Below are 26,606 nucleotides of genomic sequence, written 5' to 3'. Positions count from 1 at the left end.
ATTTCAAGCGGTGCCCCACCCACTGTGGAAACGAAATAGCTATTCGACCAAAGAGTGGGTAGCTTCGTCGTCAGTTCCTTAAACTCCTTTCTCAACACGCGGGAAGAAACTCCCTTGATGCGTTTGACTGCTTTGTGAACCCCGAATTGTGGATCTATATCCAATAGGAGGTGAACGTGGTCTGGCATGATCTCCATTTCCTGAATTTCGACGGATAGACCGGTGCACGTTTCTACAATGAGCTCCTTTAAGCGTGCCGCTACTGGTCCGACAAGGACCTTTCGCCGATATTTTGGACACCAGACAACATGGTAGGTACAAGAATAAGTGATGTTATGATTTGATTTATATTTTTTATTTCCCATACATTGATTATACAGCGAATTCCCACATAACACAACTGAGTGCACGTCTTATATCCCCATAGCTAAAGCAAGGGGCTTTACGACGATCTTTCGGTAAATGACAGCGCCTGAAGCCTACCAAAATTACGGCTGCATCGCTCCGAAAAGCACAAGCCAGGCAAGAATCGATTTCGCAATCAGACTGAGCACGATGTAGACCCGCTCCCCGTAGAGGTAGTCCGCCCATTTCCCGACTTTTTTGTACTGCAAAATCATGTTGATCGGGAAAGTGTTGAAAGCAACGAAATAAGTACCGACGATTGCCCAGACAAACCAAGGCACTTCGCCGAAATTGCCGGTCCCGAACATGTACAGCAAAATAGCGATCCATGGCGCAACACCGGCAATCGAGCCCCAAATGAACGGTCCCCACTCAATGTTGTCTTTTGAGCGGCCCACATTCAACTGTTCCATCACAAGCCCGAAAAGATTCATGGTGGCGTTGACGATGAAGATCAGAATCAGAGAAGCGATATCGTAGATGCCGAACAGCGTCGCAATAAGGACAATCATGATTGACGAGCTAAGCGCATACTCGAACCAGCGGAATTTATTGATACCCTTCACCAAATCAGCATTATAGATTTCATTAAGCTTTTTCGGAATGGAAACCAAGGCATGCGCGATGGCTGAAATGAACAAGAACGAAGCGACCATAACTCCAAATGGTAATTCAAAAAGAACTCGCGAGGCAGTCTCCAACGAGCGCGTTTCAGGATTGAAGGCCAAGTAGAATTGGCTGATTTCAGGACTGAACTCACCGATTTTCTGGATGACATTTGTTGCCAAAAAGAGCATTGCGATACCTTGAATCAGGTGGAGTCCACCCATGATCAGATTGAAGCGCCGTAGTTTTTCTGTAGTGATCTCCTTCATGATGATAGCTTCCTTTCTAAAATGACTGGAAAATAATGCCAATTGACCGTTCTCATTCGTTGAATCAAACTGTTCTTCAATCAGAATGCCTTTAACCATCCCACATCTGTTCTATTTGGCTGTCGTGGAACGGGCCGAACACGAACACCGCCAGGCTCGCACCGATCAAGGCCCAAATCATATCCCAGAGGCTGTCGAAGGCGTCTCCCTGTGTCCCCATCACGGTGTCGGCGGGAACATCCATAATTTTAACGACCGCGAATTCACTCAGTTCGTAGGCTGCGCTGAAGCCGAGGCAGGACAGAATAACGATAAGCATCAGCAGTTTGCCTTTCTTGACGTAGCCGCCCCGCAACAAAAACTCCTTGGCCAAAAAAGCCGGTACGAAGCCTTGGGCAAAGTGCCCCACCCGGTCGAAGTAATTGCACTCCCAACCAAACTGCTCTTTCCATTGATTGAACAGCGGATTCTGGGAGTAAGTGTAGTGCGCGCCGTACAGCAACAACAAGGCATGCAGAAAAGCCATCACATAGACGAAAGTGCTGAAACGGAACTTCCGGTAAGTCACGACCAGCAATAATACTAACAGAACTGCTGGCGTCATCTGACCTATCCAAGCCAGCCGATCCAATGGACGGATAGCCGAAATAATGTACACTATAACGAAAAGAACCAAAAGGATTATAGGCAAGGGTTCTGCCTTTTTGCCGTTTCTCGCCATCCGTTCCGCCTCCTTTTAATTGCGTTTGCGTGCCCGTTCCGCAACCTGTTCCAGATACAGTTGCATATCGAACTTGCGCTTCAGGCCTTTATCATTCATGAACCGGACATTGCCGAAGATGGCACGTTCTCCCCACGGCCGGTCATGCTTGCCGAAGCACCAGCTCACTCCGGCAAACCCGTTCGGATCGCGGCCGTCCAACAGGTACTTATTGTTCAGATAAATGGCTTTGCGATAGGCTTCCTCCGGCGTGCTGCTCCACTCAAGAATTTTCTTGGCCCAGTACATCCGCATGTACCCATGCATTTTACCGGTCAGGTTCATCTCCAGCTGCGCGGCGTTCCAATAGTCGTCGTGGGTCTTTGCCGCTTCCAATTCCTCCACAGAATACAGATATTCGCGTTCATCCGCCAAGTGCTTGTCCAGTGTCTTCTTGGCCCAATCCGGAACAGCTGCATAGGAATCGTACTGTTCATTGTAGTAAACGAAATTGACGGCCAATTCCCTTCTGACAACAAGTTCCTCGAGGAAACTTTGCTGACTTTCGCTGTCCATCCCCATCAGTCTGCGGTAGATATAGAGCGGTGAAATCTGGCCGAAATGGAGATATGGACTCAGATTTGAGGTGAAGGACTCGCCGGGGCGATTCTTGCGTTCGCTGTACCCGGCCAGTTTATTCTCGATGAAATCCTCCAACCAGCGTTTGGCCACCGTGGTTCCGCCGATATAATCGGAAACGCGCGGGACACTACGGTCGATATCCAAGCCGGCCAAGGCCTTTTCGGTATCGGAAACGTCATAGGCCTCGAACGGAAGCTCCGCTGCTACGGATGGATGTTGGCAGACGGTCTCCTCCAATGGCGCCAAACAATGCGGCAGGATTTTCTTCAGCTTGGAGCGCAGGGTCGCGGCGGAATATTCCTCTTTCGGAGAAGCCAGTTCGACCGGAACAACAACATTGCTTTCAATCTGAACGACGGCACATTCAGCACCCTCGGCCAAGGTAGCGCGCCATTTCCGCTCGATCCGGAGATAACCGCGGTCGACCACCAACAGGGCCGCCAATTCGGAAATTTCCAATGCTCCTTGTTCCGGCGATATTTTCCGTATCAGCATTTGGATGCCGCGTTGCTCCAAGGCGGCCTTCGTTTCCTTCAGCCCTTCCAGCATGAATGCATAGTGGCGCTCATTGGCTTCCGGAAAACCGTCCGTAATCCCGAAGTAAACGACCAGCGGCTTCTCGAGCCTGTTTGCCTGGCGGATCGCGTATTCCAAAGCATGGTTGTACTCCGCCCGCTGCGAGCTCTGCATCCAATAGACGACATAGGGTCGCTCCATCGCTGTTTTCTTGTCATTCAGTTGCTTTATTCTTTCTTCCAGTATCATCCGGTTCCCCCCAATTTGTGAGCGTTTGTTGTCATACTTATTATAGAACATCGCTCCGACTCCTACTAATTTTACGAATCAAATCAAACTGAAACGGTGCCCTTTTTGAGCGAAATAAACAATATAGTCTGCAGAAAAAATGCTGAAACGCACAAACAGCCGATGGGGCGTTCTGTCGGCTGTTTATGCGTTTTCTATACCTCTTGTCGGCTGTTCCACATCCGCTCCCTAGAGATCAGCCGACGAAGTGAGCACCCGTTGACTGTTCGTCCTTCATTTTTCCGACAATAGTCGACGGCCGCAGCTTATGTTGACTGTTCCGCATTCACTTTTTCCGCAACAGTCGACGCCTGAAGCGCTTGTCGGCTATTCCGCAAATATCCTGCCCTCAACAGTCGACGAGTCCGCGCAAAAAAGCTGATTCCGTTTTTGGAATCAGCTTCTTAGAAAGAAAATTTTTACATTTCCTTATAGATTGATGCGGATTTCTTCAGCCAATGCTTCATACGCATCATCCGTCAGGCTTACGCGGCCTGGATTCATGTCGAAAGTCGAGCCCCATTCGAAGGCATCATCTTTGTATTTTGGCACCAAGTGGAAGTGCAGGTGTTTGCCGGTATCGCCGTATGCACCGTAGTTTACTTTTTCAGGGCTGAAGGCTTTGTGCAACGTGTTCGCAACTGTAGCGATATCTGCGAAGTAACCGTTGCGTTCCTCATCCGTGATGTTCACCAATTCGCTCACATGGTCTTTGTAGGCAACGATCACACGGCCTTTGTGGCTTTGTTCTTTAAAAACGTAGACTTTACTGTATGGCAATTCGCAGCAAGGATATCCGAAAGCCAACACCATTTCGCCTTCCATGCAATAAGCGCAATTTTCATCTTTCATCAACACAGACCTCCTAGAAATATACTTCCGGTCCATTATAGCACTTTTAAGCGCCTACATTTTGTCCATAATTCAACAGTATTGCGTACAAAATGTGAACACACTGGATCTCTACTCAATTCAAGTGGTGCTTCTTTTCCACATACCCGACCATGGCCCAAGCTGTCAGATGCACCAAAATCAGAAATGGGGTCCCCGGAAAAAACAGCAGCACCGCATAGATGGCAAAAGACCGCCCCTTCAAATAAAAACAGTCTTTAAATGGTTTCTTCGCAATCAAACTTCCCAAAAGCCGAAGGATACCAGCAGATATAGCCAGACATTTCGTTTCATCTCTTCACCTCCAAATCCATTCCATAAAAATATCATTCTTCTGAATAGCCAAAAAACTCTAAAATTTTCTCCAGCACTTGGTATTCGGGTTCATAACCATACCCTGCGGATTGATCTTCGCTGATTTGGCTTTCCCTGATTGCTTCCGGATCCGAAGATGAGGCAGCTTCATCGCTCGCTGAACCGCAGCCCGAAAAGATAAACAACAATAGGATCATGATGAAGAAAAACATGCATCGGCGTTTGTTATTTTTGATCATCTGAAGTCCCTCCTTGGACTAAAAAACCTGATGACAAAGGAAGACAATCGACTATTCACTCCATTTTGTAACCGCTCTTTTTCGCCTTCATTATAACATATCACGAGCGCCTGAATCGCTTATGCCCTCAGGTAACACACAAGAAAAAGACCATACAGAAGTCCCTTTTCCCAGGAAGTCTGTATGGTCCAACTAATTGTTTATTTACCCAAGCGGTCCGGCATCATGAACTCCATGAAGCCCCAGACGCCGTTCGCGAGGAACAGTTCTTCGCGATCGTAATTGGATATTTCTTGGCGGATCAAATCATCCTTTTTAGCGAGGGCTTTCGCGCCCCAATGCGGATCGATCAGCAAAGCACGTCCAACGGCAACCAGCTCCGAATTTTCCAATACTTGCTCCGCATCTTCGCTCGTGCGGACATCGCCGACGCCGACCAACGGCACGCGTCCGTTAATTTGCTCATGGATGTACGCCAGCATGCTTTTCTCTTTATGATTCTCAGAAACGGAAACGAGTTGACGGTCTCTCAAGGAAATATGCAGATAATCCAAACCTTTGTCGGCCAATTGGTCCACAAGGAACAGTGTATCTGTAAAGCGGATGCCAGGATTTTCATATTCTTCAGGGGAAAAGCGGTAGCCAACGATAAAGTTCTCAGCACCCGATTCATCAACGGTTGCTGTCACTTCATCAACCAACTTGTCGATGAAACTGAACCGTTTTTCCAGCGTGCCACCCCATTCGTCGTCCCTCCGGTTGGAGTGCGGCGAGAAGAATTGTTGCAACAGATAAGTATTGGCACCATGCAGTTCCACACCATCAAAACCGGCTTCGATCGCGCGACGGGTCGCGGCTTTGAAGTTTTCGATCAAGTCCAGAACTTCGTCACCGGCCAATACTCTCGGCGTTTCGGCATTCGGTCTTTCAGCAGCAATCGCACTTGGCGCTACTGGCTGAACGCCACGCAAAACGCTTGAATCCGTCATGCGGCCACCGTGGAAAATCTGCAGGATGGCTTTGGTGCCGTTTTTCTTGATGGCTGCAGCCAATTTGCTCAAACCCGGAATGAACACATCGGAAGCGACGCTCAATTCGCCTTCCCAGCCTTTGCCGTCGTTCTGAACATTTGCAGCGCCTGTGATGACCGCACCGATTTCACCGGAACGAAGCGCATAGTAATTGATCTCGTCGGTTGTCACTACCCCATCATAGAAACTCATTTTCGTCGTCATCGGTGCCATCATGATGCGGTTCTTGAGTTCCAGGCCGCGTTTGAAAGTCAGTTTGCTGTTCATTGTTGACATATTTTTCTCTCCCTTGGATCGCTTTATTTCATTCTACCGAGCTTGCCGGAAATTCCCTAACAAAATGCTCGACCGCTTCAAATTGCATGCGCATGCATGTATTTTATTATAAGGAATCCTTTTTTGCAAGAGCCGCGCTCCTTGAATATGCTTATCGACCGAAAAAAGACCGCGGAACAGCCATCCCGCCAGCGTCCACAGTCTTTCATCATTTATTTTTTGACATTTCCAAAAATCCGATCAGTAATCAGTCTGTGCGCTGACTGCGCTCCAATCCTCGATTTCCTGCAATCGTTCCTTCATCTCGGCGGACACAATCCTCACTGCATCCGAACCCAGCAACAACCGTTTCGGAATGTTCTCTTTTTGGATAGTTTCGTAGATGACTTCTCCCGCTTTGTCCGGATCGCCGGGCTGGTCCTGGTTGTCAACGATGTTCTCTTTTCGAGTTTTCCAAGCGGTATCGGCATAATCTTCGATCTGCTTCTGCGTACCTTTCAGGGAAGTGTCGTAGAATTTGGTCCGGAATGCGCCTGGTTCCACGGTCATCACTTTGATTCCCAACGGAGCGACTTCCTTCATCAAGCCGTCAGTCATCAATTCCAAAGCGGCCTTGGATGCAGCATAATAACCGGAACCGACACCTGAGCGGGCGGCAGCGATCGAGGAAATATTGATGATGGCGCCTTTCTTCTGCGCCCGCATGTATGGCAAGACTTGCTTGATCAATTCAATCGGGCCGAAGAAGTTCGTGTCGAACAGCAGATTCACGCTTTCTTCTTCGCCTTCTTCGATGGAAGAACGGTAACCATAACCAGCGTTGTTCACGAGGACATCCACCCCACCAAAATTATCAGCTGCCGCTTTTACGGCGTCCGCGATACTTTCTATATTTGTGATATCCAGAGGCACCGCGATAGCAGTGTCGGGATAATTTTCGACGATATCCGCCACCGTGGAAATGTTCCGTGCAGTCACTATCGCGTTATCCCCATGTTTTAAAACTGCTTTTGCGATTCCTCTGCCGATACCACTGGAGCAGCCTGTAATCAACCATGTTGTCATAATGTTTCCTTCCTTCCTGAAGCTGTTTATTTTGATCATTGCGCCTTTTTGCGAATCAAAATGGCGCCACTCGCATCACAAACAGAAGTATACACCTTGGAGTGCACTTCAAGGGAAGCGTTTTATTTTTGAAAATTACATTTCCACATTTTCTATTTTTATTTCCTGATCGGATGGCGGACGACCGTCTTCATCTTTTCCGGAGCTACTTTACGCGGATCGTTCAGGTAAATTTCATGATGCCTACGGATTGTACCGTCTGGACTCATTTCCGAAATGGCATTGACGTATCCATTGGCTGCAGCAAAATCGTCGATAGCCTTGACTGTCACTGCTTCCGTATCGTAGGGACCCATATGCATCATCTGAACGCAAAGCCCTTCCGTGAACTCCGCTAACCTTGCCTTGGCGAGGTCAAGTTCCGGTTTCTTTTTCTTCAATTCCTCAACGGCCCATCGGAATACTTCATCGGTTACAAATTCCGGCTGCCGGATCATCGCTGTCCAGATCAATTTGTCCTTTTGGCTCGTGTCAAAGGGGCGATCAATCTCCGTCCACCATAAGCCTTCCAATGGCGGAACGACATATTCGAAGAAATCCGCCGGGTCATTGCCGCTTCTGCTGCTCATTTTGATGGTGTAGGACAGCCCGTAAAGCATTTCGATTGCTTTCGCGTATTCCCCCGATTCATCATTGGGGTTCCCCTTGCCGTCAACCATGATAAATTTCATCTTCGGCACATCGACGATCACAGGGACAGTCGGGGGCTGATAAAGATTCTTATATTCCTTTTTGAAATCTAATGGACCGGGCATTTCATTTTTCCTCCCTTAATCGTTCAAATCAGTTATAAATAAAATAATGCGGCAATGATGGCAATTGCAATAGCATAGTAGTGATACCATTTCTGATTCATTTTATGAAGCAGAAATACACTTGTTGCAGCAACCAAAAACAGGACCAACCCCACTACAATGGGACTTTCGTACAATTGTACACCAATGCCAACCATAAAAGTTGTAAGTGAAGCAGTCAGCACGCTGGCTTTGAGCCAATCGTATATCGTCGTACGGTATACGATCAAACATAGGCCAAGCCAAATAATCCCATACCCAACGCGCAATTGTGACACAAATCCATAGGAACCATCCTGATTTGCAAAGGATTCAAAAACCATGAAGATCAGAAAATACAGCATAAAGGCAACTGACAAAGTAAGTAAGCTCGCTATTGTAACAAGCAATCCTTCCTTTATGATTCCAGACTTTTTGTTCATATGTCATCCAGCTCCTTTCCTTATATCCGCTTATAAGACTCCTTGAGGTTCATCCAGTATAGAAGTGATATCCTTTATAAATTCCATCGTCTTCTTTTCAATCTGCTTCTTGAGTTCCTCTGGATGGTCAAAATCCGGCTTCTCAACCAGAGTTGATTCTATAATGGAATCAACTCCCGGAATAACCTGTGATAATTTATATTTACCAATATTATCACTGCTCATCAACGCGATATACTCAGCTTGAATTTTTCTGTTATTCCCAGCCAACCAAACTTCGAAAACGCCTTTTTCATGCAAATAAACTACGGCGATTTTCAGCTTCTTATTTTTCAAATCAGCAGGTGTGAAAGCAAAGTACGTCATATCCATGTAGCCAAAATATAAATTACCAGCAGTATAATCTGGGTACTTGCTTTCCAGATAGGAGCGGAGTTCTGACATAAAAGTCATGATCCCTTTGTAGGCTTTCTGAATCCGTCCTTTGCTTAACTGTGCAGCATATTCCTTTATACTTTCGTTTATCGATTCCATAATAGTGCTCCTCATTTAGAATAAGCATCCTGAAAATAGACAGAAACAGCCTCCCGCTTTTTTAGCAGGTACTTTTCAATCCCATTATAATGCGAATACCGCGTAGATGCCCTACGTACGACAATGCAAATGGCAGATAAAGAAGACGCCCTGACTAAGGATGTCTTTACACGATAGGAAGTTCGGGCAACGATGCGTCAGTGCGGGAAAGCAATTTCAGCGAGTGTCCATGCGATGATAATTATCCCAACCGGAATGGACAACAACGTCAGCAAGGCTCTGTCCTTGTATTTGATAATGGCTATCAGCTCCATGATGAAACCGATCACTCCCAGCAATGCAAGGACGGGCGTCGGTAGAGGCAGTCTGATTGTAGCTCCAATTGCCGTCATTTTGATGGCCATCAGCACGATGAAAGCCATAGTCAAACTCGCTGCCCATTTCCCGGTTGTCGTTTTGGACCAAAATTGCATTTTCATGATCGTTTCCTCCATATTCTTGTTCAAGGTAAACTGCCGTTGCTTGTTATCCCTCACGATAGAGCTTCCCGTTAATTTCTGTGGGCACAACCACCCTATCAGCTTCTATGATCCACAGGCTTTCCTTTTGGTTATTGCGTTCTATTTTTTATAAACCGAATCCATTCCTCGCCGCAGAATCTTCTTTAACAACACTGTTCTAGCTCGGATTGATCTTCAAATCCTTGAAAAACCCTTCCGTGCCTTCCTCGACCCAAAGCGCAACATCACCTTCCGCATCCGGCCCGAGCTTCAGATCGTTGACCACCAACACGGGATGCTTCGAATTGTTCACATACAATTCGGCATGTTCTCCGTCCACTTTGATCTTCAAATCGATCCATTCATCCAATCCCATGTCAGCGTAGGATTCGTACTCGCCTGGACTTTCGGATCTGAAGCGGTCGAATTTGTAGTCAGGGTAGGAGAAATATTGTGTGGCGCGGTTCCTTCTCAGTTGGCTTTCATTCCTGCCGTTCGTCGGACGAATATAGAACGATTCGAAATGCTCGTTGTTTTCATCGATGCGGAAAGCAACACCGAGGAATCCTCTGGCGAATTCGGGCGCGTCAGGCAAGAGACGGCTCAATACCTTCCCTTCGATCGTGCCGTTCTTGAATTTAGTGCCCACCAACCTTGCAAAGGTTGGTTCATCAAAAGCTTCGATTTTCGGATCTTTCGTGACCCTAAGTACTTCCGTTCCGTCAAAATCAACGTTTTTAATAAAGGAACCAACTGCGGTAAAGTTTTCTGCTTTCATAGGTATGTTCATGCTTTTCTTCCCCTTTACATGAGTGATTTATGCTGTTCTTATCATCAGTCTAGCACGATTCTAGAATCTGTAAATTACGCACTAAAAGGTAAGTATGGAAGGAAAGAATGCCCGTTTCATCGATTTCTACGGAAACCTCATAGTCATCGCTTCCCTGCAAGTGAAAAAAGTAGGTGTTGCCCCTTTGAACATAATCCTCATCCACGTTGCCGCCTATATAATAATTATACCCTCTATCCAAAATGGTCCGGTTGATGAGATTTTGGAAATTGTTGATATTCACCGTTGTTTTTCACTCCTTTCTTAGGAAATAAAGGAATGATCAAGTGCAATCGACCCCTCAGAAAGTAACAACCTTATCAGCCCATTCGACCATCTGGACGCAATCGATCATGGTGCTGATCGGGCAAACATCCGATCCTTCCATGTTGCGCGACTTCAGGCACGTGCCGCAAGCCAGTATTTCTCCATCAAGATCATCAAAAGCTTGCACTTGTGCAGCTACATCGTATTTTTCGTGGGTCATGTTTTCGATTTCGACTGCTTCGCCCATCAGGAACACTTTCACTTCATGTCCGGTCTTCTTAGCGGTCACGGCGAACCTCATGGCGTTCCAAGATTTTTCGTATTCTTTCGTTTCGATGATGATACCTAATTTCATTGCAATTCCTCCAACTTTTATTTTTCCTTATTTTTTGACTTAGCGAATTTCCTAGCGTTCTTGATGCCGCCGAAGTCGGAAAACATGGTGCTGATTTTCTCTTTTTCAATCTGTTTGGAATTCATGCCCTCGTACTTGGCTTCCTTCTTGAGCTTCAGGTAGCTCTGCAGCCGTTCTTCGGTCAGTATGCCATCCTCTATGGCTTTCCTGACCATGCAACCCGGTTCATTTTCGTGCTTGCAATCTTTGAATTTGCATTGTTCCGCCAATTCATCAATGTCGATAAACGTCCTCGCCAGGTTTACGCTTTCCAAACCGAGTTCGCGCATTCCCGGCGTATCGATGATGCAGCCGCCCGTAGGAATGAGGAACAGTTCCCTGTTTGTGGTCGCGTGCCGGCCTTTGTCATCTCTTCTGATTTCCCGCGTCTCAATCAGCTCTTCCCCAAGGATTCGGTTGATCAAGGTCGATTTGCCTACGCCGGATGAACCGATGAAAACGACAGTCTGGCCCGGGGTGATGTATTTCAGGACGGCCGTGTATCCGTCCTCGCTCAGGCTGGACGTGACCAGCACATCGACTCCGAAAGCGATCGTCTCGATTTCACGCAACTTTCCCGGGATATCCGAGCACAGATCCGCTTTCGTCAGCACGATCACCGGCGTTGCCCCGCTGTCCCACGCGATTGCCAAGTAGCGTTCTAGCCTCCGCAGATTGAAGTCATTGTTGAGCGACATGCAAATGAAGACAATATCGATGTTCGCTGCCACAACCTGGACGTCATGCGCTTTTCCGGCTGCTTTGCGGATAAAGACGCTTTTCCTTTTCAGTGTCTGGTGGATGATGGCATGGTCCTGGCTTCCCTCATTCCGGTCGATCATCACAAAGTCGCCGACTGCCGGATAGTCCGACATATCGACTGCAGCATGGCGCATTTTCCCGGATATTTCGGCCAGCATCTCCGATTCTGCGGTCGCAACCCGATACAATTCCTTGTATTGCGCGATGACTCTTGCCGGATGCAGATCCGGATTAAGGGTCGCCTCCTGCGCGAACCTGTCCGTGAATCCCAGATTTGTTAATTTGTCAGGCATTTTCATCCCTTCCTTTCGAACAAAACCGCTCTGTCATTCCAGAACCATTAACCACAATTTTTCCGACTCAATCACGAGTTCGGCTACCAATTTTATGAACGGTCCGTAATCCATAGTCATGTGGGCGTGATCAAGCACCTTATAATAGTCAGCACGGTTTTCGTTTTTGATGATGATTGGTGGATAGCCGGATTTCATAAGTTCAAAGTTCAACAATAGCCGTGATGTCCTACCGTTTCCGTTAATGAACGGGTGAATTTTCACGAATTCGCCATGCAGTAAAGTCGCCCGCACAACGGGGTGATACCCAAGCCATTCGTTCTGATATTCGGCAATCAATTTTTGCATATATTCGCTTATTTGATAATGTTTCGGCGGAATATGCTTTGCACCACTGATTACCACATTCTCGCTCCGATATTTCCCCGCATTTTGATTATCAATTTGCTTCAGAACCAGCGCATGGATGTTCTTGATGTTCCATTCGGAGAGCGGTTCTTTTTCAGAAACAAGTTGTTCGATGAAAAGAATGGCGTCGCGGTGATTGATGATTTCCAGATGTTCGACCAGGCTTTTTCCGCCTATCGTTATCCCTTCGAGAACGACTTTCGTTTCTGACATGGTCAGTGTGTTCCCTTCAATCGCATTGCTATTGTACGTCCACTCAACAATCAGTTTTTCATGGAGGGAATCCGCCAATCCCTTTGAAAACGGTCTGTGTCTATTGATGGTATCCATCGCCGTATCGATTTGACTGAAATCGTATCCCAAGCCGAGATACTTTTTTTGTTCACTTTGCCTTGCATCCACAGGTTTGTGCGCATCAACAGGGATCGCCCAGTTCCGACCAATTTTGACTGCCCCTTCAATCCGGCCTTCTTGGCAAAGTCCCCGAATCCTGCGTTCGCTTATGTCCCAATTGTTGCTTGCTTCTTTTGTGCTGATGTATACCATAATCGCTCACCTCAACTCCATTTTATGCTTCCTAGTGTTGAAAAGCAATATCATTCCGACCTCGGAACGATAGGTAATGAACAGTTGGTGGAATTCCAGCTCAACAAAGTAAAAAGCGAGAAATGGTTCAAAACCCATCTCTCGCTTGATTCTGTTATCGGTTGCTGAATGTGACCTCGACACTCCCTCGTCCCAGCGCTTGAGCAAGTCCAGTTGGGTCTTCAATCCTCCCGATTGGCGGATAGCTGTAGGAGGTCGAAAAATCTTTGTAGAAAATAACCAGACAGTCGGAACCGTACAACATCACATCCCCGGCTTTGATTCTGCCGACTCGTTGGGAGTCCGTTGGCAAAGTCTCCAAAAGATAATGAAATTTTTCATTCCCATTCAGTTCATCCATTTTTGAAGTCATCGGCAACTTTTGGGTCAGTGCCTGCGTTGTCGCATTGTCATTCAGCGACACAGCATAACGGGTGTTTCCGACTTGAATCGTCATCATTGGCATGGCGTCATCCCTTTCTTGTGGGCTGGATTCGGTGAGCATTTGGTCTGTTTCTGCAACAAGTCCGGCGTCATTCGACGGCGGACTATTGGTGCAGCCGACCAGCAAAACCGCACAAAATGCGAATGCAAAAATAAAATCAACTTGTTTAGGATTTTTCATCTGAACCACATCTTTTTTACAGATTTTCCGTAAAGAACGACTCCAGTTTATCGAACGGAATCAGATCCGTTCTGTCGTACAGATCCACGTGGCCGGCGCTGGCAACTTCAAACAGTTCTTTCGGTTCTGCAGCCATTTTGTAGGCATCCTCACTGAAATATCTCGAATGCGCATGCTCACCGATTATGAACAGGATCGGTCTAGGAGAAATCGTCTGGATATAGTTCATCAACGGGAAGTTCATGAAAGCCATGGCGCTCGTCTTCGTGAATGCGCCGATCGAGTTCGGGTGGAAGCCGCGTTTCATCGCATAATAACCGAAGAATTCTCTGCTGATCGGATCCATTCCTTCAGGGATAGAATCCACAGGCTCGCTTGGGAAAGCAGGCTTCAATTCCGGTTCATCGCCCTGGAAGTCTTTCCAGCGTTGTTCATCCGTCATGCTGTCTGCCCAACCGTAGCGCATCACCCGGCTCATGTCGTACATGCTTACAGTGGCAACTGCTTTGATCCGCGTGTCAACCTGCGCAGCCGTCACAGCAAAACCGCCGCTGCCGCAGATGCCGATCACACCGATTTTATTTCTGTCCACAAATGGAAGCGTGCCGATGTAATCAACAGCTGCACTGAAGTCTTCGGCAAAGATGTCCGGAGATGATACGTGTCTTGGCTCACCACTGCTTTCTCCGTTGTGTGATTCATCGAACGCGATTGCTGCAAATCCGCGTTCCGCCATATTCTGCGCATAGATCCCTGCGCCTTGCTCCTTGACGCCGCCATAAGGGGTGCCGACGATAAGAGCCGGATATTTTTGAGCTTTGTCGATGTCCTTTGATAAATATAGGTCTGCTGCAACAGTGATTCCGTAGCGGTTTTTGAAAGTGACCTGTTCAACCGTTACCTTGTCGCTGAGTGTGAAAGTTTTGTAAGTATTCTCTGCCATATCATTTCCTCCAAATTATTCATGATTATAATCGTTTAATCTCTAAGCAATGCGCTTGATATGATTCTACGACTTCACCTGAACATTAAGTCAAACGTTTTTCCGAAAATAATTTTTTTGGAGGTTGAAAATAGGGGCATTAGAACTGTTGAATCATTTGGCGCTTACTTGTGTTTTTTAATTATCCTGTCAGCGGCTAATTTTCCCGTAATAATACATGTAGGTGTTCCGGCTGGATTGTATGCCCATTGCCCTACTTGATAAATATTTGGAATAGGCGTAAGCACTGATTTGTTCACTTGCTGCATTTTATAAACAACCGGAATCGGGGCTTCAAAAGACCATCCTACTATAGCCCCGCCAATACTCCCGACTCGGTTTTCAACACTTAAAGGTGTAAAGGAAAATTGCTTCTCCACTTTGTCTTTTAACTCAGGGCATAAACTTTCAGAAAGCACACTGATTATCTTATTTTCGATTTCCTTTCTGAACTCTTCATACCAGCCGGATTCTTCAACTTTATAGAACAATTCCGCCTCCATAAGCAGGCTGACGATCAAACCCGTTTTGCCTTCTGGGGCCAAGTCAGAATCTCTTATAGCCGGGATCGCTATTTCATAAGTGTTGTATTCCAGGAAACGATCCAGCCAGGAAAGAACTTCCTCTTTATCCGTCTCTCCCCATTTTTCCAGCATTCCCTTAAGTTCACTTTTGTTGATGTTGCCCAACCCTTTTCTGGAAGGTGTGTAAAACAGGTGCCCATTGAAGGACTTCTTAAAATAAGACACCGGCAAATCAACTTCCAAATAGAGCGAGAAGACAGATTCGCTAGGCCTGCCTTTTGCCATCAATGCCTTTGTTGTTTCAAACTTTTCTCTTATTTTTGGGGCCAGGTTACCCAAATCAGTGATAGTGTAAAAAGTTTTTAGGTCTGCAGCCCAAACAAGGTCTTCATAATGGTATTCGTTGTTGTTTTCATCGACAAGCACCTGTTGGTCGGCATAGATTTTTTCCGTCAAAAAAAAGCAAGAATGCAATGAATGCATTCTCGCTTTTTTTACAGATGTCAGGTTGCTTCAGTTAATGACCTTACCGCAAAGACAGTCTCTGTTTATTATTTTATTTAGAATGAACCGTGGATAACGCGTTCCAGCAAGTCGGAAATTTGTTCTTTCGTTGCTTTTGATAATTCCAGCGCATACCCGGATACACGAATGGTAGCCTGTGGATAATTCTCTGGATTTCTCAACATTTCTTCCAGTCCTTCTTTAGAAAATACGTTAACGTTTAAGTGATGTCCGCCATCTTTTCCAAAGTATCCGTCCAATAGCATCGATAAGTTCTCTACTTGAACGTCACGTTCTTTTCCTAAAGCTTTCGGATGAACTGCCCATGTATAGGAAGAACCATCTTTAACGTCTTCAAAATCAATCGTACTTACTGATTTCAATGCTGCCAGCGCACCTTTGTAAGGGCTGCTGTAGCTTGGGTTAGCTCCTGGAGACAATGGCGTGAATGCTTCTCTGTAGCCTTTGTACTTCGCATCTTGTCCACTGAATAAAGCACCTGTTGCTTTTCCGTAAACGATATTTGAAGTAATTGTCAAAATAGAAGTTGTGATTTCAGCATTACGGTAAGTAGGTTGAGCTTTCAACTTGCCGACAAATTTCTTGATCAGCATGTCAGCAATTTCGTCTGCTGCTTTTTCGTTGTTACCGAATGTCGGGAACTGATCGCCTTCAACAACATAGTCGACCGGGAAGCCCTCTTCGTCACGAACGATACGCACTTTAGAATATTTGACAGCACTCATTGAGTCAGTTGCCAAGCCGATTCCCGCAATACCTGTGGCCATCATTCTGTGTAGTTTTGTATCCAACAAACCAAATTGAACAGCTTCGTATGCATATTTATCGTGCATGTAGTGAATGATATTCAATGCTCTCACATAAGTTGTCGCTACCCAATCCATAACAACATCGATTTTTTCCATCAAAGTGTCATAGTCCAAGTATTCATCTGTGATCGGTTCCAGTCCATCGATAACTTTACTTCTGTTTTTCTCATCGTAACCACCAGTAACGGCATACGTCAGGATTTTAGGAAGGGAAGCTCTGGCACCGAAGAATTGGATAGAACTACCCGTATCTCCTGCTGTCGGGCTTACGCAACAAGCGATCGAAACGTCATTACTTCCATAATAGTGACGCATAACGTCGTCATTCTCATATTGGATGGCACTTGTATCGATACTTACTTTTGCACAGAAATCCTTGAATCCTTTAGGAAGCTTCTCATTCCACATCAAAGTCATGTTAGGTTCTGGTGCGTTACCCATATTATAGAGTGTTTGCAAGAATCTGAATGTATTTTTTGTTACCAATGAATTGTTGTCATCAAGCATACCTGCAAATGTCAAGGTTGCCCAAGTTGGGTCTCCTGCAAACAAAGCTTCGTATTCTGGTGTTCTTAGTTGACGAACGATACGAACTTTCATTACCAAGTGGTCGATCAATTCTTGCGCTTCTTTTTCAGTCAAAGTGCCTTCTTGGAGATCACGCTCGATATAAATATCCAGGAATTCTGCAATACGGCCTAGACCTTGTGCAGCACCATTGTCTTCTTTAACCATAGCCAAGAATCCTAGGTAAACCCATTGCACTGCTTCTTGTGCATTTTCTGCCGGTCTACTGATATCAAAGCCATAAATTTTGCCTAATTCAATCAATTTGCCTAATGCACGATATTGCGTTGAAACTTCTTCACGCAAACGAATGTCTTCTTCCGTATACGTTTTTGCTTGCAAGGCGTTCCAATCGTTCAGTTTTTGTTTCTTCAAGTAATCCACACCATACAATGCGATACGTCTGAAGTCAGGAATGATTCGTCCGCGACCGTATGCATCCGGCAAGCCCGTAACGATCTTGTTGCGTCTCGCAATACGAATGTCATCGTCGTAAGCATCAAAGACACCTTGGTTATGGGTTTTACGGTGTTCTGTATAAAACTCATCCAATTCAGGATCAATTTCGTAACCATAAGATTTTAATGCTGTTTCTGCCATACGGATACCACCATAAACGTTCAAGCCACGTTTCAATGGTTTTTCTGTCTGTAGACCAACGATTTTTTCTAAATCTTTGTTGATATAACCAGCCGGATGAGAAGTTATTGTACTGACAACAGAAGTGTCTGCATCCAAAACCCCGCCATTAGCGATCTCTTGTTTTTTAAGTTCTACGATCTCTTGCCATAACTCATTTGTCGCTTCTGTAGGTCCTTCCAGGAAACTGTCATCGCCAACATATTCTGTGTAGTTATCTTTGATGAATTCTTGGACGTCAATACCGTTTTGCCATTGAGAACCTTTAAAACCACGCCACGCATTATTCATAAACTAATTCCTCCGCATCTTAGTAGTTTGTTTTTATATTCACATTATACACTATCATGAATGATTTTATAACAGTTATTTTAATTTTTTTAAAAAAAGTTAAAAAAGCTGTTAAATAAGGATATTCCTGTTATATAATCAGATCCAAATCTGTATCAATTGTTATATAACTGGAAAATTCTGACGCTCTTTACACTTATTTTATTGGTATGCTCACACTATACGAGAAAAATTACACATTTAATGTCTTACAGATTCAGTCAGGGTTTCCATACGCAATGGTTCCCTTTTCGGTGGCAGTCGTTAAATAAAGTGCAAATCCGGCAACGATCAGCTCGGAAAGCACAAATGACGACCAGATCCCAGTCATTCCCCAAAGGCTGCTCAAGAGGATTGCCATCGGTACGATAACCGCAAGTCCCCTCAGAACCGAAAGGACAAAAGCTGCCCGTCCCTTTTCGGTTGCGCTGAGGATCATCGCCGTCACGATATTGATTCCGACAAAGAAAAATCCAAGAAAATAGATTTTCATTCCGCTGTCAGCCAACCTTAGAATCACCGGATCATTTCCATTGTTGAACAGGCCGATCAGCGCTTCCGAGTTGAAGAAGGTCCCGAGGTAAATCAAGGCAGCGATGAAACCCGCCGTCAACAGTGCATAGCGGTTCACGCGCCGGACCGTCTTGCGATCCTTCAGGCCATAATATTTGCTGATGAGCGGTTGTACACCCTGCCCCAGCCCGGTAAAAATCGCGACCGCCACAAAGGCAATATTTGCGACAATCCCATAGGCGGCAACCCCTTTGTTTCCCTCGAGCCCCAAAATCAACAAGTTGAAGGTCGTCAGCACGACTGCCGAGGACACTTCCATTATGAAAGTGGAAGATCCCAGTTTGAGAATGTCCTTGATTGCCGGACGCGTCAACTTGTGCTTCAAAATAGCGGGCCGGGATTTCTTTTTTGCGAAATGTACCGAGAGGATGCCCAGACTGATGATCGGGGCTAAGCTTGTCGCAAAAGCGGCACCAAACATCCCCATTTTTAGTGGGAAAAGGAATATGTAATCCAAAATGACATTCGAAACACTTCCGCCAATCATCGCAAGCATAGCCAGTCTGGGATTGTTGTCGTTCCGGACGAAAGCCAGGACCGTATTGTTCAGGATGAAAAATGGTGCAAACACCATAATCGTGGCCATATAGGCATGTGTCAAAGGCAATGTGACTGCATCGGCACCCAAAATCGATGATAATGCCTTCGAACCGAACAATCCGAGCACAGCGAACAACAAGCCTGCCAGAGTGCCAAGCTTAAGCGCCCCTGCAAAGACCGCCTCTGCTTCTTTGTGTTTGTTCCGGGATTTCAGGATACCGAAACGGGCTGCTCCGCCGATGCCGATCATCAGACCGATTCCGAGGATGATGCTGAAAACCGGGATAGCAAAATTCAACGCCGCGATCCCGGTAGCCCCCAAAGCTTTTGCGATATAATACGTGTCGGCCAAAATATAGAACGACACGCCGATCATGCCCAAAATATTCAGACTGACATACTTCGAAAAGTCCTTCACTAGTGATTTTTCCATGCTGCTGTCTCCTTCCAAAATAAAAAAGGTGTCCCGGAAACACTCCTTCAAAGACCTACGGAATGTTTCTGAACACCTTGAACTCTCTGCCCGGTGGCAAAAAGAGGGTTATCTATTAGATTGATATCACTTGATTATAATTTTTCGGAGAAAATTTGTCAATGTCGTATTCAAACGGGATGAATGGATACCGGATTAGTTCAGCATTAATAAAGTAACCATCCTTATTCCCCCTTGCACTACTTGCCTAGACTACTCCCCAAGCGGTTGATACTCTGCTGCCAAACCTCTTTGAACACCTGGTCGATCTGCAATACGTTTGGACCATTCCAAGAGGTGAGGGTATTCATTCAAATTCAGGAATTCATAAGATCCTTTATATAGTTTTCCCAAAGCCAAACGACCGTACCAAGACCAGATGGCAATATCTGCGATGGTATAGGCATCACCAGCTATATAAGGGCGCTGCGCTAAGGTTTTATCGAGCAGATCCAGCTGGCGTTTTGTCTCCATCGTGAAGCGATCAATCGGGTATTGCATAGGCTCCGGAGCATATGCAAAAAAGTGGCCAAATCCTCCACCAACATAAGGTCCCGCCCCTATTTGCCAGAATAACCAATTAAGGGTTTCGGTCCGGCCATGGATATCTGTCGGGATCAGTTGGCCAAATTTCTCTGCCAAGTAAAGAAGAATGGATCCCGATTCAAAAATTTCCAAACGCGGACTTAGACTTTGGTCAACAAGAGCCGGAATTTTGGAGTTCGGATTAATCTCGACAAAATCCGAACCGAACTGGTCGCCTTTCCCAATATTGATAGTGTACAAGTCATAGTCTGCTCCCGCTAAACCTAATTCTTTCAGTTCTTCGAACATGATCGTTACTTTAATGCCATTCGGCGTTCCCAATGAATAGAGTTGGAACGGAGCCTCTCCGACTGGTAATTTTTGCTCGAAACGACTGCCGGCTGTTGGACGGTTGCCCACTTTATTTAAATTCTCTTCTTCCCACTGCCACACTTTTGGTAATTCATATGCCGTCATAATAGCACTCCTCATCATATTTATTCGTTACTTCATCATACTACGCACAGATCAATATGCCCAAATTTTTGCTTATCTATCTATTTCGATTGTTTCGATCCATGCTTTCTTAGGAAAGTAAGAGCTCAAGTTGAGACAGTTCCCTATATCAGCCTGTCTTTGCGGAATTCTGCAGTCTTAAAACGCCAGGCCGCTTTTCGGTTTGTCAGCCAAGCAATCTGGGCGTCGTTTTTGAGGTTCTTCAGTATTCTCGGCACAAAATATTTTGCAACCGTTTCCGGTTTATCTGCCAATATATTGAATGTCTTTCTGAACTTCTCATCTGAGAAGACCTCAGACCGCTTACCATCAGGCGTTTTTGTGATGAAGTCAGTCAGCACCATGCCAGGGGACAACCGCCCGGCTATTACATTGGTACCTTCCAGTTCCTTGGCGAGCCCTCTCATGAAGTACGTTAAGGCATGCTTAGTCGTACCGTACAATATTGTTTTTGGCTGGACCATGTTGTTTGAACCTAAACCCTCCATACTGTATATTGCACCATGACCCTGTTTCAGCATTCCCGTTGCCGCAATCTGTGAGCCGTATATCATACCGATTAGATTGGTCTTAATGATGTTTTCGGTACATGTTCCGTCCGTTTCCCAAGAAAACATGCGTGTCGTATTTTGCCCCGCGTTATTTATCCATATATCTATCTCTCCCCACTGCACCACAGAAGTATCCCAGAGTTTCTGCAGATTTTCTTTTTCCCGGACATCGCAGGGGACATAGATGTATTTCCCCTCAAAGGGCGACAGCTCCTTTCGAATTGATGCCGCTATTGCTTCACCTCTGCTGGACAGCGTGACATTGCATCCGGCACGCAGAAACTCGGTTGCCATAGAAAAACCAATGCCACGAGTACTACCCGTTATCACAATGTTTTTCATAAAACTCCTCCAATATTTTGCATTCAGCCATTCCAACTTGGACAGAAGATCCCCCTCCTATCCGTCGTCAAAACCCTTCCCTATAATATGGTTATGTAACCGTTCTCATTTAGGTTGATTATATCATACCAGTATGGACTGTCAGGGCACAAAAAGCCGCAAGAACAGTCATCATTCATGACTACCTTGCGGCTTTCTGTTTTATTTCATTTATTTGTTGCGTGTCAACTCCACGACAGATTCAACATGGCTCGAGAGGACAGCATTGATGTCATTTGCACCTTACGTTCTCGGGAACATATCAATGGCTTTTTTGCTGTTTTTCTCGAAACCGACGTTCAAGGAAACATGTCTACTATTAGTATTTATAAACTTCTTCTGCTCCAAAACGCCAATACCGATAAATCATGCCAGTGATGGAAGGATACAGAATTTAAGTTTTGTTTTTGTATCAATGCTTTTGAGTTTTTAACATTTTCAACTTACCTTGCCAGTCCTATTATTCAAATTTGATATTGGCCTGTGTCTATATGCAATCCTTAGCTCTAGCAAATGCAGCAATAAAATCCGTCTCTATATCGTTGATTCTTTCATATACAGCATCAAGTCCCATTAATCTCTTTAAAAATAACCTTTGATTGTCAATTAATTTTAATTCTTCATGCCATGACAGCTTTTTGTGGTCTTTCTTTTGAAATGAAGAATAAATCAGATAAAGAAGCAAATCTCCAAAATATGAATAATCCAAATTATAGCTGTATTGATTTTTATCAGCAAATCTTGCCAATCCAAAGTCAATAAGATAAACTTCTCCATTATCAATGAGAACATTTGGTATTCTTATATCTCTGTGAACAATACCATTTTCATGCAGGTGCTTTATTATGTCTAAAAGCTTAATGCCAATATTATAGATTTCATCATTTGAAAACTTATGCTTATGTCTAAAAATCATGTCCTTTAAAGTAAGTCCAGGTTTCCACTCTATAACAAAAGCATAAAAAGATTTTTCATTGATTACTCCCAAAAGCTCAGGAATTCTTTCATCCTTGAGCTTTGAAAGTATTACTGCTTCATGTATATTATTTTTTGAATTCTTTGTAAGAATAGTGTTCTTGAATTTCTTTATGATAACCCTTCTGCCAAAGTCATTTTTAGCATGAAAGCACAAGCCATATCTTCCTTCGCCAGCAATCTCCTCAACAGTATATTCCCTAAATCTTTTTCCACGATATTTTATTTCATTAAAATAATGCATACTATTACCCGTTTAGTTTATTTCCGCAGTTATTACAAAATTTAGCATTCGGCGGCATTTTTTCTCCGCAATTCAAACAAAATATTTCAGTTTTTACTTGTTCCCCACAATTCAAGCAAAACTTTGAACCCGCTGGAATTTGACTGTTACATTTGCTGCAATTTTTCGAGCCTTGATTTGAGAAATGCTGATTTTGCATAGGAATATTGTTGTTCTGGTTCCGTCCATCATTATAAAAGCCACCAGAATGGCTTCTTGATGCTAACATATCAAACAAACCGCCTAATATCCCCTTTTTCTGATAATGACCGCTTCCATAATTCCCATTTTTATAATGACTATTTTTTGAAGATTTTGAAAAAAAACTCATACATTTATACCTCTTTCATTTTTATTTTTCCTTGTTTTCGCAGTCTACCGATTCTTTATTTGCTCTTTCTTGAAAGTACATATCTACCTGCTTTAACCAATTCATACCACAGCACCGCTACGCATGAAATCCCTATCGAAAGAAGCAGCTGTGTTGCGGATAAAGGTGCTAATTTCAAGAATCCGCTCAGTGGTGTATAGATCATAATAAATATTCCTGCAATTGTTCCAATAATAACCGCCCACATTACTTTATCCTTAATCTGCCGCATAAAGGTTTTGAATGCAAACTCTGTGTTTGAACTATTTACTTGCACGAGCAGAACATTGGAAAGTAATATGATGCTTAGTCCCATTGTTCTGGCAAGCGGGGCATTATCCGGATATAAATTTATGAAATAGTAGTACATTGCAAAGGATGCTCCAAATATCATCAATCCTTGGATTACACTCTTGGACAACATTGATGCTGTTAAAAGCTTTTCTTTAGGATTGCGTGGCGGCCTTTGCATAATGTTAGACTCAGCTGGCTGGCGTTCTAATACTATTGAGCATGTCGGGTCAATTACAAGCTCAAGTAAAACTACGTGCAATGGTAATAGTAACAGACTTGCAGGATTTATACCCATCATAGGCGCAAGTAGTGAAGCAAATGCTATAGGCATATGAATAGTAAATACATAACCAACTGCCTTTTTAATGTTGTCGTATATCCTTCTTCCATCCTTAATAGTATCAACAATTGTTGAGAAGTTATCATCTAGAAGTATCAAGTCTGCCGCTTCCCTTGAAACCTCGGAACCGCGTTTGCCCATTGCTATGCCAATATCAGCATATTTAAGTGCAGGTGCATCGTTAACGCCATCTCCAGTCATTGCAACAACTTCACCATTCTCTTTGAAGGCTTTCACTATCCTCATCTTGTGCTCAGGAAGAACACGAGAGAAGATGCTGACATCCTTTACTCTTTCTCTCAGTTCATCGTCACTCATTTCATTGAGTTCGTCACCAGTTATTATATGGTCGCTATTCGGCATATTGATTTGATTTGCTATGGAGCTTGCTGTAATTCCGCTGTCACCAGTTATCATGACAACTCGAACTCCAGCTTTTGTACAGGTCTTGATATCTTCTTTTACCGATTCCCTCGGTGGATCTGCAAGGCCAATCATGCCTAAAAGCTCCAGTCTGCATTCCAAGAGGGTATCTGGAATTTCATTTTCATTTTGAATCAACATTCGACCAACAGCAATTACACGAAGACCTTGCTTTGACATCTCGTAAATTTTATCTTCGGCTATTTTTCTTTCATAAGAAGAAATATCACATATTGTAAGAATGCGCTCGGGAGAACCTTTCGCAGCAACTACAATTTCATTTCCATTTCTCCAGACATGCCCCATCATTTTTGTTTCATCCGTGAAGGCATATTCTTTTAGCAGCTGCCCACCAAAAAGAATCTCCCTTGAAATCCCTAATTCTTCACATCGGGCGATCATAGCCTTTTCCATAGGATCGTATGCGTCCGGTTTACATCCCATACCCATAATCCTGGATACATATTTTTCATCACCTGATGTGCTGAATGTTTCTCTAACAGCCATTTTGTTCATCGTTATTGTCCCTGTCTTATCTACACAAAGAACAGAAACTGCGCCCAAGGTTTCAACTGATGGTAACCTTCTTACAAGAGATTGTTTTTTTGCAAGTCTCCAGGCTCCCATGGATAAGAAAACTGTCAATATAACTGGAAACTCCTCAGGAATCATGGCCATTGCAAGAGTAATTCCTGATAGAATGCTTTCAATAATTCTGCTTTTAAGAAAATGATCAGGAATATTAAAGAATGTTACAACACCTACCAAAACAAATAGCACTGCAGCAATCATACCGCTCAGTTTTACCAGTCTGCCCGTCTGTTTTTGAAGAGGTGTATCTCCAACAGGAGCAATCGCTATATCCTTACCTATCTTGCCATACTCTGTTGATAGGCCAATTTTATCAACTAAAATAGTCCCCGTCCCTTGCGTGACTAATGTCCCTGCATAACAATAATCCCGTCTCCAATAATCGTTGTTTTCATTAATATATTTATCGCTAGTCACTTTCCAGACACCAAGCTACTCTCCTGTGAGCGAGGATTCATCAACGCATAGTGTACTTGCTCTTGCAACAATACCATCTGCCGGAATTTTGACACCCTCAGCAATATACATGATATCCCCAGGAACTAAATCCGAGCTGTTAATAGTCTTTTCTTCCCCATCACGTAGAACTTTAATGCGTGGAGCCGACAAGTCCTTCAATGCCTTTAACGTCTTGTCTGTTTTCCATTCCTGGATCGCTTCAATGCTAATTATCCCGACTACAAATACAAGCATAATTGCTCCATCTTTTGGTTCTCCAAGAATAAAGTAGACTGCTGCTGCAATTATCAGCAATAGAAACATCGGCTCAGTGATGACTTGAAAGATTTTATGAAGAATATTTTCTTTCTTTTCAGGTACTAGCTCATTCTTGCCATACTGTTCTTGAAGTTTTGTTGCCTCTAAGGTTGTTATCCCCTTCAGCTCATTAATCTGTTTTTCTGTCATGTTAGTTACCTTCAACTTTGATTATTTTAAAGATAGCTCTATGGCATTGCAATCCTCAGATATGTCCAAAAATAGGTATAAAAAAAACCTGTGGAACATATTACTATCCCACAGGATATACTTCACCTGCTGCCTTGTTAGGCCCAGCCCCATGAACTCATATAAAAGTTCATCGCCTGCTCAGTTTGTACTGTAGATCTATATGCAGTGCAAAGAGATGTTTATAAGTTAACATGTGATTTGATGTGTTGTCAAGCAAAATGTTTTAGTACTTTTTAACGAGTACTTTCTACCTGAATTATTCATAGATTTTCAGAAAACGTCTTGAAACGTTAGTCTTCCAACATATTTTGTCTTTCCAGTTCACACCCAAAAGGTGTGAAAAAAGAACCCCAATCTGTTATGGTTAATGTACGACCAACAACCAAAGAAAGGGGTTCTCTCAATGGCAACTTTATACGAAAATACGCTAAACTTCAACAAAAAAATGACGGTTACAAATACTGGAGGTAATCTCTCCACGGATGCTGGTCTCGTTTTAGTTAAAGAATTCCTTTATTCAATCGGATTCGAACAGTTGATGGAGAAAGAGCTTCATTTTCAAGACTCCCGTCTTTTACCTACACATTCAAATGAAACCATCCTTGAACAACTGATTTTCCAATTAATTGCAGGCTATGATACCGATGCATCTGCCAACATCTTACGTCATGATCCTTTCTTCCAGCAGATGCTTGAAAAAAGTACATTGGCTTCACAACCTTCGCTTTCGCG

General features: G+C 44.3%; 27 protein-coding genes, 1 pseudogene and 1 riboswitch. Of the genes and pseudogenes, 2 read left to right on the top strand and 26 right to left on the bottom strand.

Going from position 1 to position 26,606, the window contains the following annotated elements; genetic code table 11:
* From tnpA to TES5_RS13480, 13 genes are all read right to left on the bottom strand, one after another.
* A partial coding sequence (tnpA, locus tag TES5_RS15065) for an IS200/IS605 family transposase (protein ID WP_084269371.1) occupies window positions 1-365 on the bottom strand: 365 nt, incomplete at its 3' end.
* Between the two features lie 123 nt (window positions 366-488).
* Window positions 489-1,379, bottom strand: a complete 891-nt coding sequence (heR, locus tag TES5_RS13535) for a heliorhodopsin HeR (RefSeq protein WP_232309406.1) — start codon at window positions 1,377-1,379, stop codon at window positions 489-491.
* The gene (locus tag TES5_RS13530; RefSeq protein ID WP_068562515.1) at window positions 1,372-2,001 is read right to left on the bottom strand and encodes a DUF2238 domain-containing protein; all 630 of its coding nucleotides are present in this window, start codon (window positions 1,999-2,001) and stop codon (window positions 1,372-1,374) included. The genes heR and TES5_RS13530 overlap by 8 nt, the downstream gene beginning before the upstream one ends.
* Window positions 2,002-2,016: 15 nt before the next feature.
* Entirely contained in the window at window positions 2,017-3,438 is a 1,422-nt protein-coding gene (locus TES5_RS13525) for a deoxyribodipyrimidine photo-lyase (RefSeq protein ID WP_198143360.1), read from the bottom strand.
* 417 nt (window positions 3,439-3,855) lie between these two features.
* Window positions 3,856-4,278 (bottom strand): HIT family protein, encoded by a 423-nt coding sequence (locus TES5_RS13520; RefSeq protein WP_068562514.1) that lies wholly within the window; start codon window positions 4,276-4,278, stop codon window positions 3,856-3,858.
* Window positions 4,279-4,643: 365 nt separating this feature from the next.
* Window positions 4,644-4,871, bottom strand: coding sequence for a hypothetical protein (locus tag TES5_RS13515; RefSeq protein ID WP_068562513.1), 228 nt, complete (start codon window positions 4,869-4,871; stop codon window positions 4,644-4,646).
* 200 nt (window positions 4,872-5,071) lie between these two features.
* Window positions 5,072-6,178 (bottom strand): NADH-dependent flavin oxidoreductase, encoded by a 1,107-nt coding sequence (locus TES5_RS13510; RefSeq protein ID WP_068562512.1) that lies wholly within the window; start codon window positions 6,176-6,178, stop codon window positions 5,072-5,074.
* A 240-nt stretch (window positions 6,179-6,418) separates the two neighbouring features.
* On the bottom strand, window positions 6,419-7,243 hold the full coding sequence (locus TES5_RS13505; RefSeq protein WP_068562511.1) for an oxidoreductase: 825 nt from the start codon (window positions 7,241-7,243) through the stop codon (window positions 6,419-6,421).
* A 158-nt stretch (window positions 7,244-7,401) separates the two neighbouring features.
* Window positions 7,402-8,058, bottom strand: coding sequence for a GyrI-like domain-containing protein (locus TES5_RS13500; protein WP_068562510.1), 657 nt, complete (start codon window positions 8,056-8,058; stop codon window positions 7,402-7,404).
* A gap of 32 nt (window positions 8,059-8,090) precedes the next feature.
* Window positions 8,091-8,519 (bottom strand): hypothetical protein, encoded by a 429-nt coding sequence (locus tag TES5_RS13495; RefSeq protein WP_068562509.1) that lies wholly within the window; start codon window positions 8,517-8,519, stop codon window positions 8,091-8,093.
* A 30-nt stretch (window positions 8,520-8,549) separates the two neighbouring features.
* Complete coding sequence (locus TES5_RS13490) at window positions 8,550-9,053, bottom strand: DUF7000 family protein (RefSeq protein ID WP_068562508.1); 504 nt, start codon at window positions 9,051-9,053, stop codon at window positions 8,550-8,552.
* Window positions 9,054-9,250: 197 nt separating this feature from the next.
* On the bottom strand, window positions 9,251-9,532 hold the full coding sequence (locus TES5_RS13485; RefSeq protein WP_068562517.1) for a hypothetical protein: 282 nt from the start codon (window positions 9,530-9,532) through the stop codon (window positions 9,251-9,253).
* 199 nt (window positions 9,533-9,731) lie between these two features.
* Window positions 9,732-10,343 carry a hypothetical protein gene (locus TES5_RS13480; protein WP_068562507.1) on the bottom strand — a complete coding sequence of 204 codons (612 nt, stop codon included), beginning with the start codon at window positions 10,341-10,343 and terminating at the stop codon, window positions 9,732-9,734.
* Between the two features lie 94 nt (window positions 10,344-10,437).
* Here TES5_RS13480 and TES5_RS15280 point away from each other — a divergent pair, with 94 nt between their 5' ends.
* Entirely contained in the window at window positions 10,438-10,650 is a 213-nt protein-coding gene (locus TES5_RS15280; protein WP_143148261.1) for a hypothetical protein, read from the top strand.
* A gap of 33 nt (window positions 10,651-10,683) precedes the next feature.
* On the opposite strand, the gene TES5_RS13470 is transcribed toward TES5_RS15280, so the two are convergent.
* The 13 genes and pseudogenes from TES5_RS13470 to TES5_RS13410 form a co-directional block, all read right to left on the bottom strand.
* Window positions 10,684-11,004 (bottom strand): DsrE family protein, encoded by a 321-nt coding sequence (locus tag TES5_RS13470; RefSeq protein ID WP_068562505.1) that lies wholly within the window; start codon window positions 11,002-11,004, stop codon window positions 10,684-10,686.
* A gap of 17 nt (window positions 11,005-11,021) precedes the next feature.
* Window positions 11,022-12,098 (bottom strand): ribosome small subunit-dependent GTPase A, encoded by a 1,077-nt coding sequence (gene rsgA / locus TES5_RS13465; protein ID WP_083546563.1) that lies wholly within the window; start codon window positions 12,096-12,098, stop codon window positions 11,022-11,024.
* A 33-nt stretch (window positions 12,099-12,131) separates the two neighbouring features.
* Window positions 12,132-13,052: a Fic family protein gene (locus TES5_RS13460; protein WP_068562503.1), complete on the bottom strand. Its 921-nt coding sequence runs from the start codon at window positions 13,050-13,052 to the stop codon at window positions 12,132-12,134.
* A 154-nt stretch (window positions 13,053-13,206) separates the two neighbouring features.
* Window positions 13,207-13,716, bottom strand: coding sequence for a cyclophilin-like fold protein (locus TES5_RS13455; protein WP_232309404.1), 510 nt, complete (start codon window positions 13,714-13,716; stop codon window positions 13,207-13,209).
* 16 nt (window positions 13,717-13,732) lie between these two features.
* On the bottom strand, window positions 13,733-14,659 hold the full coding sequence (locus TES5_RS13450; RefSeq protein WP_068562502.1) for an alpha/beta hydrolase: 927 nt from the start codon (window positions 14,657-14,659) through the stop codon (window positions 13,733-13,735).
* 164 nt (window positions 14,660-14,823) lie between these two features.
* Complete coding sequence (locus TES5_RS13445) at window positions 14,824-15,678, bottom strand: phytoene desaturase family protein (protein WP_143148262.1); 855 nt, start codon at window positions 15,676-15,678, stop codon at window positions 14,824-14,826.
* A gap of 104 nt (window positions 15,679-15,782) precedes the next feature.
* Entirely contained in the window at window positions 15,783-18,053 is a 2,271-nt protein-coding gene (pflB, locus tag TES5_RS13440; protein WP_068562500.1) for a formate C-acetyltransferase, read from the bottom strand.
* Between the two features lie 256 nt (window positions 18,054-18,309).
* A complete protein-coding gene (locus TES5_RS13435) occupies window positions 18,310-19,638 on the bottom strand; it encodes an MATE family efflux transporter (RefSeq protein ID WP_068562499.1) in 1,329 nt (442 codons plus the stop codon).
* A 252-nt stretch (window positions 19,639-19,890) separates the two neighbouring features.
* On the bottom strand, window positions 19,891-20,679 hold the full coding sequence (yghU, locus tag TES5_RS13430; RefSeq protein WP_068562498.1) for a glutathione-dependent disulfide-bond oxidoreductase: 789 nt from the start codon (window positions 20,677-20,679) through the stop codon (window positions 19,891-19,893).
* A 143-nt stretch (window positions 20,680-20,822) separates the two neighbouring features.
* Window positions 20,823-21,611 (bottom strand): SDR family NAD(P)-dependent oxidoreductase, encoded by a 789-nt coding sequence (locus tag TES5_RS13425; RefSeq protein WP_068562497.1) that lies wholly within the window; start codon window positions 21,609-21,611, stop codon window positions 20,823-20,825.
* A 526-nt stretch (window positions 21,612-22,137) separates the two neighbouring features.
* Entirely contained in the window at window positions 22,138-22,869 is a 732-nt protein-coding gene (locus TES5_RS13420) for a protein kinase family protein (RefSeq protein ID WP_068562496.1), read from the bottom strand.
* Window positions 22,870-22,873: 4 nt separating this feature from the next.
* Window positions 22,874-23,239, bottom strand: coding sequence for a zinc ribbon domain-containing protein (locus TES5_RS13415; RefSeq protein ID WP_068562495.1), 366 nt, complete (start codon window positions 23,237-23,239; stop codon window positions 22,874-22,876).
* A gap of 55 nt (window positions 23,240-23,294) precedes the next feature.
* Window positions 23,295-25,832, bottom strand: a pseudogene (locus tag TES5_RS13410) (cation-translocating P-type ATPase).
* 101 nt (window positions 25,833-25,933) lie between these two features.
* Window positions 25,934-26,026: riboswitch (NiCo riboswitch) on the bottom strand.
* A gap of 251 nt (window positions 26,027-26,277) precedes the next feature.
* On the opposite strand from TES5_RS13410, the gene TES5_RS13405 reads away from it, so the two are divergent.
* On the top strand, window positions 26,278-26,606 hold a 329-nt coding region (locus TES5_RS13405; protein WP_232309401.1), incomplete at its 3' end, for a transposase.

Origin of the sequence: Trichococcus sp. ES5 (genome assembly GCF_900067165.1) — a bacterium.
Classification (GTDB): Bacteria; Bacillota; Bacilli; order Lactobacillales; family Aerococcaceae; genus Trichococcus; species Trichococcus flocculiformis.
This window is presented reverse-complemented; position numbering and strand designations above follow the sequence as displayed.

What these genes read in the sequence shown, in the direction of transcription:
- heR (WP_232309406.1), bottom strand. Translation starts at nt 1,379, where the DNA reads ATGGTTAAAGGCATTCTGATTGAAGAACAGTTTGATTCAACGAATGAG.
- TES5_RS13530 (WP_068562515.1), bottom strand. Translation starts at nt 2,001, where the DNA reads ATGGCGAGAAACGGCAAAAAGGCAGAACCCTTGCCTATAATCCTTTTG.
- TES5_RS13525 (WP_198143360.1), bottom strand. Translation starts at nt 3,438, where the DNA reads ATGTTCTATAATAAGTATGACAACAAACGCTCACAAATTGGGGGGAAC.
- TES5_RS13520 (WP_068562514.1), bottom strand. Translation starts at nt 4,278, where the DNA reads ATGAAAGATGAAAATTGCGCTTATTGCATGGAAGGCGAAATGGTGTTG.
- TES5_RS13515 (WP_068562513.1), bottom strand. Translation starts at nt 4,871, where the DNA reads ATGATCAAAAATAACAAACGCCGATGCATGTTTTTCTTCATCATGATC.
- TES5_RS13510 (WP_068562512.1), bottom strand. Translation starts at nt 6,178, where the DNA reads ATGTCAACAATGAACAGCAAACTGACTTTCAAACGCGGCCTGGAACTC.
- TES5_RS13505 (WP_068562511.1), bottom strand. Translation starts at nt 7,243, where the DNA reads ATGACAACATGGTTGATTACAGGCTGCTCCAGTGGTATCGGCAGAGGA.
- TES5_RS13500 (WP_068562510.1), bottom strand. Translation starts at nt 8,058, where the DNA reads ATGCCCGGTCCATTAGATTTCAAAAAGGAATATAAGAATCTTTATCAG.
- TES5_RS13495 (WP_068562509.1), bottom strand. Translation starts at nt 8,519, where the DNA reads ATGAACAAAAAGTCTGGAATCATAAAGGAAGGATTGCTTGTTACAATA.
- TES5_RS13490 (WP_068562508.1), bottom strand. Translation starts at nt 9,053, where the DNA reads ATGGAATCGATAAACGAAAGTATAAAGGAATATGCTGCACAGTTAAGC.
- TES5_RS13485 (WP_068562517.1), bottom strand. Translation starts at nt 9,532, where the DNA reads ATGAAAATGCAATTTTGGTCCAAAACGACAACCGGGAAATGGGCAGCG.
- TES5_RS13480 (WP_068562507.1), bottom strand. Translation starts at nt 10,343, where the DNA reads ATGAACATACCTATGAAAGCAGAAAACTTTACCGCAGTTGGTTCCTTT.
- TES5_RS15280 (WP_143148261.1), top strand. Translation starts at nt 10,438, where the DNA reads ATGGAAGGAAAGAATGCCCGTTTCATCGATTTCTACGGAAACCTCATA.
- TES5_RS13470 (WP_068562505.1), bottom strand. Translation starts at nt 11,004, where the DNA reads ATGAAATTAGGTATCATCATCGAAACGAAAGAATACGAAAAATCTTGG.
- rsgA (WP_083546563.1), bottom strand. Translation starts at nt 12,098, where the DNA reads ATGCCTGACAAATTAACAAATCTGGGATTCACGGACAGGTTCGCGCAG.
- TES5_RS13460 (WP_068562503.1), bottom strand. Translation starts at nt 13,052, where the DNA reads ATGGTATACATCAGCACAAAAGAAGCAAGCAACAATTGGGACATAAGC.
- TES5_RS13455 (WP_232309404.1), bottom strand. Translation starts at nt 13,716, where the DNA reads ATGAAAAATCCTAAACAAGTTGATTTTATTTTTGCATTCGCATTTTGT.
- TES5_RS13450 (WP_068562502.1), bottom strand. Translation starts at nt 14,659, where the DNA reads ATGGCAGAGAATACTTACAAAACTTTCACACTCAGCGACAAGGTAACG.
- pflB (WP_068562500.1), bottom strand. Translation starts at nt 18,053, where the DNA reads ATGAATAATGCGTGGCGTGGTTTTAAAGGTTCTCAATGGCAAAACGGT.
- TES5_RS13435 (WP_068562499.1), bottom strand. Translation starts at nt 19,638, where the DNA reads ATGGAAAAATCACTAGTGAAGGACTTTTCGAAGTATGTCAGTCTGAAT.
- yghU (WP_068562498.1), bottom strand. Translation starts at nt 20,679, where the DNA reads ATGACGGCATATGAATTACCAAAAGTGTGGCAGTGGGAAGAAGAGAAT.
- TES5_RS13425 (WP_068562497.1), bottom strand. Translation starts at nt 21,611, where the DNA reads ATGAAAAACATTGTGATAACGGGTAGTACTCGTGGCATTGGTTTTTCT.
- TES5_RS13420 (WP_068562496.1), bottom strand. Translation starts at nt 22,869, where the DNA reads ATGCATTATTTTAATGAAATAAAATATCGTGGAAAAAGATTTAGGGAA.
- TES5_RS13415 (WP_068562495.1), bottom strand. Translation starts at nt 23,239, where the DNA reads ATGAGTTTTTTTTCAAAATCTTCAAAAAATAGTCATTATAAAAATGGG.